Annotated in this window: 11 protein-coding genes; all 11 read right to left on the bottom strand. The window is 70.7% G+C overall.

Going from position 1 to position 14294, the window contains the following annotated elements:
* Positions 1-47: 47 nt before the first annotated feature.
* Entirely contained in the window at positions 48-1262 is a 1215-nt protein-coding gene (locus tag C7456_RS08515; RefSeq protein ID WP_109723313.1) for an ABC transporter permease, read from the bottom strand.
* Positions 1263-1274: 12 nt separating this feature from the next.
* Entirely contained in the window at positions 1275-2597 is a 1323-nt protein-coding gene (locus C7456_RS08510; RefSeq protein WP_109723312.1) for an ABC transporter permease, read from the bottom strand.
* 61 nt (positions 2598-2658) lie between these two features.
* On the bottom strand, positions 2659-3876 hold the full coding sequence (locus tag C7456_RS08505; RefSeq protein ID WP_109723311.1) for an ABC transporter permease: 1218 nt from the start codon (positions 3874-3876) through the stop codon (positions 2659-2661).
* A gap of 7 nt (positions 3877-3883) precedes the next feature.
* A complete protein-coding gene (locus tag C7456_RS08500) occupies positions 3884-5188 on the bottom strand; it encodes an ABC transporter permease (RefSeq protein WP_109723310.1) in 1305 nt (434 codons plus the stop codon).
* Positions 5189-5344: 156 nt separating this feature from the next.
* Positions 5345-6577 (bottom strand): ABC transporter permease, encoded by a 1233-nt coding sequence (locus C7456_RS08495; protein ID WP_109723309.1) that lies wholly within the window; start codon positions 6575-6577, stop codon positions 5345-5347.
* A gap of 12 nt (positions 6578-6589) precedes the next feature.
* Positions 6590-7900, bottom strand: a complete 1311-nt coding sequence (locus C7456_RS08490; RefSeq protein ID WP_109723308.1) for an ABC transporter permease — start codon at positions 7898-7900, stop codon at positions 6590-6592.
* 150 nt (positions 7901-8050) lie between these two features.
* On the bottom strand, positions 8051-9307 hold the full coding sequence (locus C7456_RS08485; RefSeq protein WP_109723307.1) for an ABC transporter permease: 1257 nt from the start codon (positions 9305-9307) through the stop codon (positions 8051-8053).
* A gap of 11 nt (positions 9308-9318) precedes the next feature.
* The gene (locus C7456_RS08480; protein ID WP_109723306.1) at positions 9319-10644 is read right to left on the bottom strand and encodes an ABC transporter permease; all 1326 of its coding nucleotides are present in this window, start codon (positions 10642-10644) and stop codon (positions 9319-9321) included.
* Positions 10645-10691: 47 nt separating this feature from the next.
* Positions 10692-12032 (bottom strand): TolC family outer membrane protein, encoded by a 1341-nt coding sequence (locus C7456_RS08475; protein ID WP_109723305.1) that lies wholly within the window; start codon positions 12030-12032, stop codon positions 10692-10694.
* A 47-nt stretch (positions 12033-12079) separates the two neighbouring features.
* Entirely contained in the window at positions 12080-12802 is a 723-nt protein-coding gene (locus C7456_RS08470) for an ABC transporter ATP-binding protein (RefSeq protein WP_109723304.1), read from the bottom strand.
* Positions 12803-12967: 165 nt separating this feature from the next.
* Positions 12968-14239 carry an efflux RND transporter periplasmic adaptor subunit gene (locus C7456_RS08465; protein ID WP_109723303.1) on the bottom strand — a complete coding sequence of 424 codons (1272 nt, stop codon included), beginning with the start codon at positions 14237-14239 and terminating at the stop codon, positions 12968-12970.
* Positions 14240-14294 lie beyond the last annotated feature (55 nt).

Raw genomic sequence — 14294 nt, 5'->3', positions numbered from 1 at the left:
ACTCGTGTCGCGCTTGCTCCCCTCTCCCGGCGGGAGAGGGAAAAGACTCACACCGATCGGGTCGCCACCACCGGCGGCACCGCCGCCGCGCGCAGCGCCGGCGCCAGCACGGCGAGCTGGCCCAGCGCCCACAGCGCCGCCGCGCCGACCGGCAGGTAGGACAGCGGCAGCCGCGGCAGCTCGTAGAACTCCATCAGCGTGAGGTTGAGCGCGTAGGCCAGCAGCATGCCCAGCGCGATGCCGAGGCTCACGATCAGGAAGTTCTCGGTCTGGAAGTAGCGCAGGATGTCGCCGCGCGTGGCGCCCAGCGCGCGGCGCACGCCGATCTGCTTGCGCCGCTGCGCCACCCAGAAGCTGGCCAGGCCCACGATGCCCAGGGCGGTGACCAGCAGCAGCGCCACGATCACGCCGAGCAGGATGCCGGCCATCGCCCGGTCCGACTCGAAGTAGCGATCGCGCAGCTCGCCGATGGTGCGGCTGGCCTGCTGGTCGAGCACGGCTTCGGGCGCGAGCTTCACCGCCGCCGCGCGCGCGTCGCGCAGCACCCGCGGCAGCTGCCCCGGCTCGGCGCGCAGCAGGTAGACGCCGGAGAGGTCCTTGCCGGGCAGCGTCGGCACGAACACCGACCACTCGCGGGTGGACGGCCCGCCCTCGCCGCCGCCCGGCCGCGCGAAATGCGCCAGCACCCCGGCCACGCGGAAGTGGAACTTGTCCATCCAGAATTCCTTGCCCAGCGGATCCGCGCCGGGCCACAGGTGCTCGGCCAGCGCGCGCGTCACCCATACGGACGCGTCCGCCGGCAGGAAAGTCGTGTCGATCCGCCGGTAATCGTCCGGCCCGGGCGGGGCACCGGCCACCCGCTTGAGGCCCAGCGCCTCGAAGCTGCCGGGGCCGGCGACGTAGAAATCCACCACGCCGCCGAAATGCTGGCCCGCCGGGTCCAGCGAGATGCCGGCCGTGCCGGCGTGGTCGCCGAACGGCACCGTGTTGATCACGCTGACCGACCGCACGCCGGGGATCTTGCCCAGGCCGGACAGCACGCGCGCGTTGAGGTCGTTGGCGTTGCAGTCGTCGCAGTCCAGCTTCACCTGCGCGAGTGCGGCCTCGTCCACGCCGCTGCGGATGTCCATCGCGCTCATGCGCGTGGCGATCAGGAAACAGGCGTTGCACAGCACCGCGCAGGCCAGCGCGATTTCCAGTGCGATCAACAGGGTCGCCAGGCGGTGCTTGCGCAGCGCGGCGAGTATCGGTCGTATCTGCATGGGCGTGTTACCTCAGAGCGTCTTCAGTTGCAGCGCCGGCGCCAAGCGGCTGGCACGCGCCGCGGGCAGCAGGCCGGCCAGCACGCTGGTGGCGACCGCGGCCACGAACGTCAGCAGGAACATCGGCAGGTCCAGATGCATCATGTCGGCGTAGGCCGCCGGTTGCCGGCGCACCAGCCACAGGCCGGCCAGCGTGAGCAGCCATCCGCCGATGCCGCCGAGCAGGCCGATCAACCCAGCCTCGACCAGGCACTGCGCGAATACCGCCCCGCGGGTGGCACCCAGCGCACGGCGCACGCCGATCTCGCCGCTGCGGCGCATGAACTTGGCGAGCAGCAGCCCCACCGTGTTGAACAGGCAGATGATGAGGAAGGCGAACGCCAGCCAGGTCTGCAAGCGCACGTCGCTGGGCACCACGCCGTTGTAGTCCAGCCATTCCATCAGGCTGCGCAGGCGCGCGTTGCCGGCGTGGCTGAAGCGTCCCAACGCCATCTGCTGGGCCGCATAGTCGGCCACGAAGCGGCGGTAGGCGGCCACCTTGCCCGCGCCGTCCAGTTCCACCCACAGCCTTACCCACACGCACGGCGCGTTCTGGAGGTGCCCGGGGGTGTCCGGTATGTGCCAGCAGGTGAACTGCTGGAAATGGCCGTCGTTGATGTCCAGGCCGGTGAAGAACGGCGTGATGACGTCCTCCGGCTTGCCGTAGAAATCGGCGGTCTGGCCGTTGGAGAAACGCCCGCCGGCCACGTCGTAGAACAGCGGCGAGGGCCGCCATGGCTTGAGCACGCCGACGATGCGCACGTCGCTGTCGCGCAGGCGCAGCACGCGGCCCACGCTGTCGGCACCGCCGAACAGCTTGTCGTTGAGATCGGAAGAAATCACCGCCACCCGCGCCCGCGCGGCGTCGTCCTTCGCGCGCCAGGGGCCGCCGTACTGGAACGGCACGCCGAACATCGGGAAGAAGTCCGCGGTGGTGGACAGCATCGTCAGTTTCACCGCCGGCAAGCCGGAGCTGGGAGCGGACGACTTGAGGTCGCTCTGCACGATCAGCGCCTGCCGGTCGGCGCGGTGGGCGCTCCACAGGTCGACCGCGGAGCGGTAGTCCATCACGTCGTACGGCTCGCGGTCGTCCTTGCGGGTGGGGTCAGGGTCCACCAGCGGGTAGAACAGGCGCTGGCTGCGCCCCGGCAGCGGGTCGCCCGAGAGCAGATGCATCACCGTCAGCGTGGTCATGCTGGCGCCGATGCCCACGGCGATCGCCAGCACCATCAGCGCGGTGAGCGCGCGGTTGCGCTTCAGGCTGCGCAGGGCCAGGTCGAGGTAGTAGCCGAACATCCGTACGCTCCTCACATCGCATCGTTTCTTTCTCCTCCGTCCGGGAGAAAGAAGAAAAAAATCACGCCGCCCGCGTCGCCACCACCGGCGGCACCGCCGCCGCGCGCAGCGCCGGGCCCAGCACGGCGAGCTGGCCGATCAGCCACAGCGTGACCGCGCCGACCGGGAAGTACGCCGCCGGCATTCGCGGCAACTCGTAGTGTTTCATCAGGAACAGGTTGATGCCGTAGGCCAGCACCATGCCCAGCACGATGCCGAGGGTGGCGAGCAGGAAGTTCTCGGTCTGGAAGTAGCGCAGGATGGCGCCGCGGGTGGCGCCCATCGCGCGGCGGATGCCGATGGTGCGCCGCCGCTGCGCCACCCAGAAGCTGGACAGGCCGACGATGCCCAGGGCGGTGACCGCCAGCATCACCACGCAGACCAGGACCAGCATCCAGGCCATGCTGCTGGTGTCGGCGAAATACTTGGCGCGGACGTCCGCGTAGGTGCTGCCCTTGGCCACCGCGGCGGGATTGAGCGCCTGCAGCTTGTCCACCGCCTCGCGCAGCACGCGGTCGCGCTCCTGCGGCGCGCTGCGCAGCACGTAGGTGCCCAGCGGGGCGTCGTAGTTCACCGGGAAATAGGCGACGTCGTACATCTTCGGGTTCCAGGTACCGAAGTACGGCCGCAGCACGTCGGCCGCCACGCCGACCACGGTGTAGTAGTAGGGCCTGGAATACAGCGTCTTGCCCAGTGCCGACTGGCCTGGCCACAAGCGCCGCGCCAGCGATTCGGTGAGCACGGTGACGTGCCCCTGCGGCAAGGCCGCGTCGCCGAGCGCGCCGGCGGCGTACTCGCCGGGACCGAACAGCCGCCCCTCGCGCAGCTGCAAGCCCAGCGCCCTGTCGCCGCCCTCGCCCAGCATGTACAGCGAGACGTTGGTGGTGTTGTGGCTGCTGACGTTGGCCTCCGGCGTCAGGCCGAAGCTCCAGCCCCAGTTGTTGGTCGACAGCGGCACCGAACTGGTGATGGCGGCCGCCTGCACCCCGGCGATGCCGCGCAACGCGGCGAGATTGCGCGGAATCTCGCTGGAAGCCCGCTTGGGATCGGTGCCGTTGAGGTTCACCACCACCAGGCCCCGTTCGTCGATGCCGTTGAACAAGTGGATGTTGCTCACCCGCCGGCTGATCATGAACACCGCGTTGCACAGCACCGCGCAGGCCAGCGCGATCTCCAGCACGATCAACAGGGCGGGGATGCGGTGCTTGCGCAGGGTGGCGAGGATCGGACGGATTTCCATGGCGGCCTCAGGCGGCTTTCAGTTGGGGGGCCGGCGCGACCAGGCTGGCGCGCCAGGCCGGCAGCAGCCCGGCGAGCAGGCTGGAGACGAAGGCGACGGCGAACGTCAGGGCGAACATGCCCAGGTCCAGGCGGGCCAGGCTTGCGTATTCCGCGGGCTGGTGGCGGACGCCCCACAGCCCCAGTTCGGCCAGCAGCAGGCCCAGCACGCCGCCGGCCAGGCCGACGATCGCCGCCTCGACCATGAACTGGCCGAAGATGGCGCGGCGGGTGGCGCCCAGCGCGCGGCGCACGCCGATCTCGCGCGAGCGGCGCAGGCACTTGGCCAGCAGCAGTCCCACCGTGTTCACCACGCAGATCAGCAGGAAGCCGAAGGCGAGGTAGGTCTGCATGCGCACGTCGTCCGGCACCACCTGCACGTGGCGCAGCCACGCCATCATGTCCCGCAACGCGGTCGAGGGGCGCTGCAGGCGGCCCAGGGCGACCTGCTGCCGCGCATAGCCGTCGAGGAAGGCCTTGTACGATGCCACCGCCGCGGCGTCGTCCAGTTCCACCCACACGCCCAGCCATTCGCAGGGTTCGGTTTCGATGTGGTTGATGTCGGTGAGGTTGCTGTAGCACTCCAGGTCCTGCGGCCCCATGCGCGCCGCGCGCGCGCTTTGCAGCGGCAGGAACACCGCGTCGCCGTCGCCGTAGCTGCGCCCGCCCAGGCCCTGGGTATAGAAGCGCGGCTGCGGCGCCCAGTGCTTCAGCACGCCGACGACGCGGAAGTCGCGGTCGTTGATGCGCACGGTGCGGCCCACGCTGTCGGCGCCGTCGAACAGCTTGTCGTTGAGATCCTCGGCGATCACTGCCAGCGGCGCGCGCCGCTCGTCGTCGTCGGCCGTCCAGCCGCCGCCGTACTTGAACGGCACGCCGAACAGGGCGAAGAAGTCCGCGGTGGTCATCACCCCGTTGGTGAAGTAGGGATGCTCGTTGGCCCGCTGCGGCACGATCTTGGCCTGGGCCAATGCCATCGCCGCCTGCCGCGTGGCGCGGCGCGCATGCACCAGGTTCATCGCGTCGGGATAGGCCATCGTCATGTCGGGCTCGCTCTGCCCCGGCACGTAGCCTTCCCTGGGCCCGTGGTCGAGCTGCGGATAGAACAGCCGCGCGCTGCGCCCCGGCAGCGGATCGCCGGCCAGCACGCGCAGCGTGGTCAGCGTGGTGATGGTGGCGCCGATGCCCAGCGCCAGCGCCAGCACCATCAGCGCGGTGAGCGCCTTGTTGCGCTTCAGGCTGCGCAGGGCCAGGTCGAGGTAGTAGCCGAACATCGTCGTCCCCTTGTCCAAACTCGCATTGCTCCCGCTCCCCCTCTCCCGCCGGGAGAGGGGCCGGGGGCGAGGGTCCGGCCAGCGCGCAACGCGACGCTTCGTCCGTGCCCTCGCCCGCCCTTCGGGCACCCTCTCCCGGAGGGAGAGGGGAAAAATTCACACCGACCGCGTGGCCTCCACCGGGGGCACCCGCGCCGCCTTCAGCGCCGGCGCCAGCACCGCGCCCTGGCCCAGCAGCAACAGCAGCAGCACGCCGATGCCCAGGTAGGCCGGCGAGATCGGCTGCATCGAGAAGCGCACCACCAGCCAGAGGTTCATGCCCACCGCCAGCAGCAGGCCCAGCAGCACGCCGCCGCCGGTGATCAGCAGGTTCTCGGTGAGGAAGTAGCCCAGGATGTCGCGCTGCCGCGCGCCCAGCGCGCGGCGCACGCCGATCTGCTTGCGCCGCTGGCCGACCCAGAAGCTGGTCAGGCCCACGATGCCCGCCGCGGTGATCGCCAGCAGCACGGCGCTGATGACGCCCATCAGGATCGCCATGCCGCGGTCGCGCTCGTAGGCGCGCGCACGGATCTGCGCGAAGCTGCCGCCGTCGCCGGCGTCGAAGATGCGCTGGCGGTTCTGCGCGTAGAGCGCCTTGGGCGCCTCGCGCATCGCGGCATCGCGCTGGCCGGGGCGGGCGCGCACGATGTAGTACAGCCCGCTGGACCAGGCCCCACGCAGCGGCCACAGCATCGCCTGGTAGGCGTAGGCCTGCTGCCAGGCGTCCACGCTCTGCGTCTGCAAGCGCTCGACGATGCCGATGATGGTGCTGGGCGTGGCGCTCATCGCGTAGAGCGGCTTGCCCAGCGCCGAGCCGTCGGGATAGAGGCGGTGCGCCAGCTCGCGGGTGACGATCACCACCGGCGGAATGACGTTCTCGCGCAGGCCGACGCTACCCACCTCGTCGGCGCGGAAGTTGCGCCCGGCGATCAGCTTCACGCCCAGCGCGTCGAGCAGGTGCTCGTCGCCCAGGTAGACCGCCGCATCGGAGGTGGGCTGCACCTGCTCGGGCGTCAGGCCGATGAAGGTGTCCCAGCCGCCGCCGCGCAGCGGATAGGCATTGCTGGGCGCGGCGTCGAGCACGCTGGGCAGCTGCCGCAGCGCGGCGACGTCGGCGCGGATCTGCGCGTCGATCTGCGCCTTGGACATCGGCTCGCCCGCCCACTGATTGGAGAGCACGAACAGGTTGGCCTCGTCGATGCCGGTGGGTTCGGACAGGTGCGCGAGGCGCTGCTGGATGATGAACAGGGCGTTGCACACGATCGCCAGGGTCAGCGCGATCTGCAGCACGATCAGCACGGTGCCGGCCTTGTGGCGGCGCAATGCGGCGAGGATGGGCTTGATCTGCATGTTCCCTCCGCCTCAGTGCGACTTGAGCTGCCAGGCCGGCTGCACCTGCGCGGCGCGCCAGGCGGGATAGAACGCCGCCGCCAGCGTGGCGAGCACGGCCGCCAGCAGGCACAGCCCCACCAGCGAGAAATCCAGCCGTGCCAGGCGCGCGATCTGCGGCTCGAACAGGAGGCCCACGCCGGACATGCCCGCCGCGGTGAGCAGCAGGCCCAGCACGCCGCCGGCCAGCCCCACCGAGGCCGCCTCCAGCAGGTACTGCGCATAGATCTGCCGGCGCGGCGCGCCCAGCGCGCGGCGCACGCCGATCTCCCCCGCGCGGCGCATGAACTTGGCCAGCAGCAGCCCGATGGTGTTGACCAGGCAGATCACGAAGAAGCCGAGCGCCACGACCAGGGCGATGCGGCTCTCCGGCGGCACCACCTGCTGGTAGTCCAGCCACTGCACGACGTTGCGCAGGCGCACGTTGGGCGCCCAGGCGAAGCGCCCGGCGCGCCGCTGGTCCGCGGCGTAGCCTTCCAGGAAGCGGCGGTAATGCGCGGCCTGCGCGTCGCCGTCCAGTTCCACCCACGGCGTGATCCACACGCACGTGCTCTGCAGCCAGCCGTCCCAGCCGCTGAAATCGGGCTGGCCGCGGCAGCTGTTGTTGCCCGCGGTGTCCAGCTTCAGGTCGATCGCGCGGGTGAACGGCAGGTAGAAGTCGGTCGGCTCGGCAAAGCCGCCGGAGCCCCACAGCGCGAAGAAGCGCGGCCGGGGGTTCCAGTGCCGGGTCACGCCGACGATGCGGAAGGCGTGGCCGCCGAGCACGATCTCGCGTCCCACGCTGTTGGCGCCGCCGAACAGGCGCTGGTTGAACTCCTCGCCCAGCACGACCGCCGCCGCATGCCGCTGGTCGTCGTCCGCGCTCCAGCGGCCGCCGTACAGGAACGGCACGTCGAACATCGGGAAGAAATCGCCGTACACCGCATAGCCGTTGGCGCCCACCGGCAGGCCGCGGCTTCCCTCCGGCGACACCGACAGCCACACCGGGTACAGCAGGGTCTGGCGCGTGGCTTGGTGCGCCCGCATCAGCGCCATGGCGTCGACGTAGTTCAGCGCATAGGGCGGCTCGCCGTGGATGTTGTGCTGCGGCCCCCAGCTGTCGATCTGCGGCGTAAACAGCCGCTCCGACTTCTCCGGGATCGGGTTGCCGGATACCGCGCGGAACACCGCGTAGGTGATCATCGAGGCGGCCACGCCGAAGCCGATCGCCATCACCATCAGCGCGGTCAGCGCCGGGTTGCGGCGCAGGCTGCGCAGGCCGAGGCGGAAGTAGTAGCCGAGCATCGTCGTTCCTCTGTCCCAAACTTGCCTTGCTGCTCCTCTCTCCCGCCGGGAGAGGGGCCGGGGGTGAGGGTCGGACGAAGCGCGGTGCTGCGCCCGTACCCTCATCCGCCGCTGCGCGGCGCCTTCTCCCGGAGGGAGACGGCACCGCCGTCACACCGACCGCGTCGCCTCCACCGGCGGCACGTTGGAGGCGCGCCGCGCCGGGCCGTACACCGCGGCCTGGCCCAGCGCCAGCACCACCGCCACGCCGGCCAGCACGTAGGGCACCGGCAGGTGCTCCATCTCGAAGTACTTCATCAGCAGCAGGTTGAGGCCGATGGCCAGGGCGATGCCGAGCACCGTGCCGGCGCCGGCGATCAGCAGGTTCTCGGCCTGGAAGTAGCGCAGGATGTCCACCTTGCGCGCGCCCAGCGCGCGGCGCACGCCGATCTGCTTGCGCCGCTGGCCGACCCAGAAGCTGGTCAGGCCGACGATGCCCGCCGCGGTGACCGCGATCAGGACCAGGCAGATCGCGCCCATCAGCGCCGCCATGCCCACGTCGGCGCGGTAGGCGCTCTGGCGGATCTCGGCGAAGGAGCGCACGCCGTCCTTGTCGTCGATCACGCGCATGGGGTCGACCTTGTACAGCGCCGGCACCGCCGCCCGCATGGCCGCGGCCAGCCGCCCCGGCTTGGCGCGCACCGCGTAGCGCGAGAAGTTGGCGTTCAGGCGCACCGGCTGGATCGACGAGTACCAGGTGAAGCTGTTGGTCCAGCTGCCGGTGCCCGGCACCTGCAGCCGCTCCACCACGCCCACGATCGTGCTCGGCGTGCTGCCGCCGTCGAAGTAGACGACCTTGCCGACCGCCTGGCCGTCGGGGAACAGCTTGTCGGCCAGCGCCTTGGTCAGCATCGCCACGGGGGCCACGCTCTGGTCGCGGAAGGCGCGGTGCTGCACGTCGCCGGCGTCGAAGGCGCGGCCGGCCACCAGCTTCAGGCCCAGCGTGGCCATCAGCCGCTCGTCGGCGAAGTAGTACGTGGTGCGCGCCTTGCCGTCGAAGTCGCCGTGCCCGGGCTTCAGCGCGACCGCGCCGTTCCAGGAGGAATTGAGCAGCGGCAGCGAGTTGATCGGCGTCACCGCGGCCACGTCCGGCAGCGCGGCCAGCGCGGCCAGATCCTCGCGCAGCTTGGCGTCGAGCTTCTCCGCGCCGGCCGGGTCGTCGCCGCTGGGCGCGCCCACCCACTGCTGCTGGATCAGGAACAGGTCGTTCTCCTCGATGCCGGTGGGCCGGTGCACGCGCTCGATGCGCTGGCCGATGATGAACACCGCGTTGCACACGATCGCCAGGGTCAGGGCGATCTGCGCGGCGATCAGGATCGTGCCCGCCTTGTGCTTGCGCAGCGCCGCGATGATGGGATGCACGCTCATGTCGACGCTCCTCAGTTGCTCTTGAGCTGCCAGGCCGGCTGCACCCGCGCGGCGCGGAAGGTGGGATACAGGCCGGCCAGCACCGCGGCGACCACCGCCAGCAGCAGGGTCAGCAGCAGCAGCGGCACGTCCAGCCGCGCCAGCGCGGCGATGTCCTCCGGCAGCACCCAGCCCACGCCGGCCACGCCCGCGCCGGTGAGCAGCAGGCCGAGCAGGCCGCCGGCCAGGCCCACCATCGAGGCCTCGCTGAGGAACTGCGTGTAGATCTCGCGCCGCGAGGCGCCCAGCGCGCGGCGCACGCCGATCTCCGGCGCGCGGCGCAGGAACTTGGCCAGCAGCAGGCCGGCGGTGTTGACCAGGCACACGACCAGCAGGCCCAGCGCGACCAGCAGCGAGATCTTGGTGTCGCTCGGCACCACCTGCTCGAAGTCGAGGAACTCCGGCACGCTGCGCAGGCGGTTGTTCGGCGGCCAGGCGAAGCGCCCGGCCTGCTGCTGTTCGCGCGCGTAGCCGTCCAGGAACCGGCGGTACGCGGCGACCTGCGCCGCGTCGTCCAGCTCGGCCATGAAGGCCAGCCACACGCAGCTGGAATGCTGCAGGCCGACGAAGCCGGACTCCTTGGGCGTCTCGCTGCAGTTGGTGTTGCCGTCGTTGGGCATGCCCGCGTCGATCGCGGTGTTGAACGGCAGGAACACGTCGTCGGTGCCGGTGCTGAAGCCGCCGCTGTTGACCACGTCGTAGAAGCGCGGCTGCGGGTTCCACGGCTCCAGCACGCCGACCACGCGGTAGGGCCGTCCCTCGACGTCCAGCGTCCGCCCCACGCTGTTGGCGCCGCCGAACACCTTCTCGTTGAGCTTGCCGCTGATCACCACCACCTGCGCGCGGCGCTCGTCGTCCTCGGCGCTCCAGCCGCTGCCGTAGCGGAACGGCGCGTCCACCATCGGGAAGAACTCGCCGAACACCGCGTGGCCGCCGACGTTGATCGGGTGCTGGCCGGCCTGCGCGGGCACCACCGAGGGCGACACCTGGTACAGCGCCGACTGCCGCGTCGCGCGGTGCGCGCGCATCAGCGCCACCGCGTCGGCGTAGTCCATCGCGTCGGTCGGCTCGTTGCGGCTGTCGCCGCCGCGGCGCGACTTCGGGCCCCAAACGTCGATCTGCGGCACGAACAGCTTCGACGACTTCCACGGGATCGGGTCGCCCGACACCGCGCGGAACACCGAGTAGGTGGTCATCGACGCGCCCACGCCGAAGCCGATCGCCATCACCATCAGGGCGGTCAGCACCGGGTTGCGGCGCAGGCTGCGCAGGCCGAGCCGGAGGTAGTAGGCAAGCATGGGGGGTTCTCTGGTGGGTCCGGGGTGCCGTCGTCGCGCCGCGCCGCTCATTCGAGCAGGCGGTTGACGTCCTCCAGGTCGTGCACGTCGATCGTGCCGGCGGCCTGCTTGAGCAGCAGCTTGTTGAGGATGAACTGGTGGCGCACGTAGCTGTATTCGGTCTGCACGTTGGCCAGCGTCTCGATCGCCACCACCACGTTGGTCAGGCTCTGCGTGCCGATCTCGTAGCCGGCGCGCATCGAGGTCACCGACTTCTTGGCCGCCTGCACCGAGTCGCGCGCGCTCTGCACCTGCTCGATGCCGTCCAGCACCAGGTTGTAGTAGTTGCTGGCGTCGCGCGCGGCCTGGCGGCGCTGGGTCTCCAGCAGCCCCGCGTCCTCGTCGCGCTGGTGGATCGCCTGGCGCACCTGCGACTGGGTCAGCCCGCCGCTGAACAGCGGCACGCTCAGGGTCAGGCCCACCGTGGTGGTGCCCGGCCCGTAGCCGGCGGCACCGCGCTCGACGTTGGACCAGCTGCCGTACTTGCTGTAGCCGACGTTGGCGTTGATCGTGGGCAGGTGGTTCGCGCGCGCTGCGTTGATGCGGTGCTCGTCCGCGTCCACCGCGTGGCGCGCGGCGAGGATGGCCGGGTTGGTCTGCATCGCCGCGCCCACCCAGGCCTTCGGGTCGGCCGGCTCGGGCGGCTGCATCGGCAGGTCCTCGCGCAGCCTCTTCAGGGAGCCGACCGGCTTGCCGGTGATCTGCTCCAGCGCGCGGCGGGCGTCCTTGAGCTGGTCCTGCGCGCCGATCCGCTGCGACTTGATGTACAGGTAGTAGGCCTGCGACTGGCTCACGTCCGCCGCGGTGACCAGCCCGTTCTTGAAGCGCTCGCTGGACTGCTGGAACTCCTGCTTGTAGGCGTCCTCGTAGGACTGGTACACGGCCAGGTTGTCCTCGGCCACCAGCACGCCGAAGTAGGCGTTGGCCACGCGCACGTAGAGGTTCTGCAGCGCGGCGCGGTAGGTCTCCTCCTGCGCGTCGCGCTGCGACTGCGCGGCGCGCAGGCTGGCGATGCTGGACAGGTCCAGGATCGGCTGCACCAGCTCGCCGTTGAGGCTGCGGCTGCGCGTGTGGCCGCTGGCGCCGGCGGTGACGATGTTGCCGTTGGCGTCCGTGGTCGCCCCGCCGCCGCCGTGCAGCTGCTCCAGGCTGAGTCCGGCGGACAGCTGCGGCAGCAGCGCCGCGCGCGCCTGCGGCACGCCCTCGGCCACCACCAGCCGCGCGGCGTCGGCGGTGGCCAGCACCGGGTCGTTGGCGACGGCGTCGCGGTAGGCGTCCATCAGGTCCTCGCCGTGGCCGGCCAGCGGCAGCAGGGCGAGCAGCGTCAGCGGCAGCAGTCTCAGGCGCATGGATCGGCCTCGCGGGCGGCGGGTGGCGACGGGCACGGGGCGCTCCCTCAGGCGTTCTGCGAGGCGCTGGCGGCGCGCACCGCGGCGTGGAAGCGCGGGTCCTCGGCGAGGTCCACCACCTGGCCGTCGATGATGTGCACGTTGCGCTGCGCGCGCGCGGCCAGCTCCGGGTCGTGCGTCACCATCACGATGGTGGCGCCGTCGCGGTGGATCTCCTCCAGCAGCTCCATCACGCCGCGCGCCATCTGCGTGTCGAGGTTGCCGGTGGGCTCGTCGGCGAGCAGCAGGCGCGGGCTGCCGGCCAGCGCGCGGGCGATCGCCACGCGCTGCTGCTGGCCGCCGGAGAGCTCCGCCGGGTAGTGCTTGAAGCGCGAGGCCAGGCCCACGCGCTCCAGCGACTGCATGATGCGCTCCTTGCGCTCGGCCGCCTTCATGCCGCGGTAGCGCAGCGGCACCTCCACGTTGTCGTACACGTTGAGGTCGGGGATCAGGTTGAAGGCCTGGAAGATGAAGCCGATCTTCTCGTTGCGGATCTTCGAACGGGCGTTGTCGTCCAGGTGGCTGACGTCCACGCCGTCCAGGTGGTAGGTGCCGCCGGTGAAGGTCTCCAGCAGGCCCGCGATGGTGAGGAAGGTGGTCTTGCCCGAGCCGGACGGCCCGGTGACGGCGACGAACTCGCCCTCCTTCACGTCGATGTTGAAGTCGCGCAGCGCGTAGGTCTCCACCACTTCGGTGCGGTAGACCTTGGACAGGTGGGTCATCTTGAGCATGGGGTCGTTTTCCTCGGTGGTGGATCGTTCGCTTGAGCCCCTCTCCCGCCGGGAGAGGGGTCGGGGTGAGGGTTCGGCGCTCGCGCAGGTCCCGGGAACCTCCGCTCCGCCCGCACCCTCATCCGCCCTGCGGGCACCTTCTCCCGAGAGGGAGAAGGCAAAAGCTCAGTTGCTGATCGCGACACGCGCCGCGTCCTTGAAGCTGTCGGTGCCGGAGATCACGATGCGGTCGCCTTCCTTCAGGCCGTCGAGGATCTCCACCTTGTCGATGCTGCTGGCGCCCACGCGGATCGGCTTCTTCTCGGCGATGCCGTCGTGCACCACGTAGGCGTAGTTGCCGCCGGACTCGTCCACGAAGGAGCCGCGCTGCACGGTCAGCACGTTGTCGCGCTTGTCGAGCAGGATGCGCACGGACAGGCGCTGGTTCTGCCGCAGCTGCCTGGGCGTGGCGCCCTCGAAGCGCAGCCGCGCGGCCACCTCGCCGTTGACCACCTCGGGCGAGATCGCGCTGACCAGGCCCTTCCAGGTGTTGCCGTTGCCGGTGATCTCGCCGCTCATGCCGATGCCGAGGTCGCGCGCGAAGCTCTCCGGCACCTTCATCTCCACCTCCAGCGCGGTGAGGTCGATCACGCTGAGCAGCTGCGCGTCCTTGGCCACGGTGGCGCGCTCGGCGACGAACAGCTGGCCGACCTGGCCGTCCACCGGCGACTTCACGTCGAGGTCGTCGACCTGGCGCTGCAGGTCCTTCACCACCAGCATCTGGTTGTCGTGCGCCAGCTTCTTGGACTGCACGTTGAAGCGCAGGCTGTCCTCGTTCATGCCGAGGTCGGCCTTGGCGTGGGCCAGCGCGATGCGCGCCTTCTCCAGCGCGTCCTTGGCCTGGTCCACCGCCACGCCGGTGCCGGCGCCGGCGTCGAACGCCTTCTGCTCGCGGGACAGGTTGGTCTCGGCGCTCTTCTCGTCGATGCGGGCGTTGTCGTAGGCCTTCTCCAGCTCGCCGCGCTTGCTGCGCGCGTCCACCTGCGCCTGCAGGTAGTCCACCTGCATGGCGTCGGCCTTGGACTGCTCCTGCGCCAGCTTGCTGGTCAGCTCGGGGCTGTCGATCACCGCCAGCACCTGGCCCTTCTTCACGCTGTCGCCGGCGTGCACCTTCAGCGTCACCGCGCCGCCGTAGGTGGCGTAGAGCGTGGGGCTGTTGGCCGCCACCACCTTGCCCTCGGCGGCGATGTCGCGCACGAACGGGCCACGCTCGACGGTGGCGAAGGCCAGCCGCGAGCTGCTCACCGAGGCGTCGGCGGAGAACAGGCGCATCGCGCTGGGCGCCAGCAGGCCCAGCACGAGCAGCGCGGCGACGCCGCCGCCGATCAGCAGCAGGCGTCGCTTGCGGTTGGGTTTGACCTCGACCAGGCGGTCTTGCGCGGAGGTGTCGCGGATCATCGGGCTGTCCTTAACGGCCACGCGCCGGGTGGCCACAGGCAGCTTTCAGCAAGCG

Source organism: Fulvimonas soli (assembly GCF_003148905.1).
GTDB lineage: Bacteria > Pseudomonadota > Gammaproteobacteria > Xanthomonadales > Rhodanobacteraceae > Fulvimonas > Fulvimonas soli.
The sequence above is the reverse complement of the archived record's forward strand: the minus strand, read 5'-3'. Positions and strand labels throughout refer to the sequence as shown.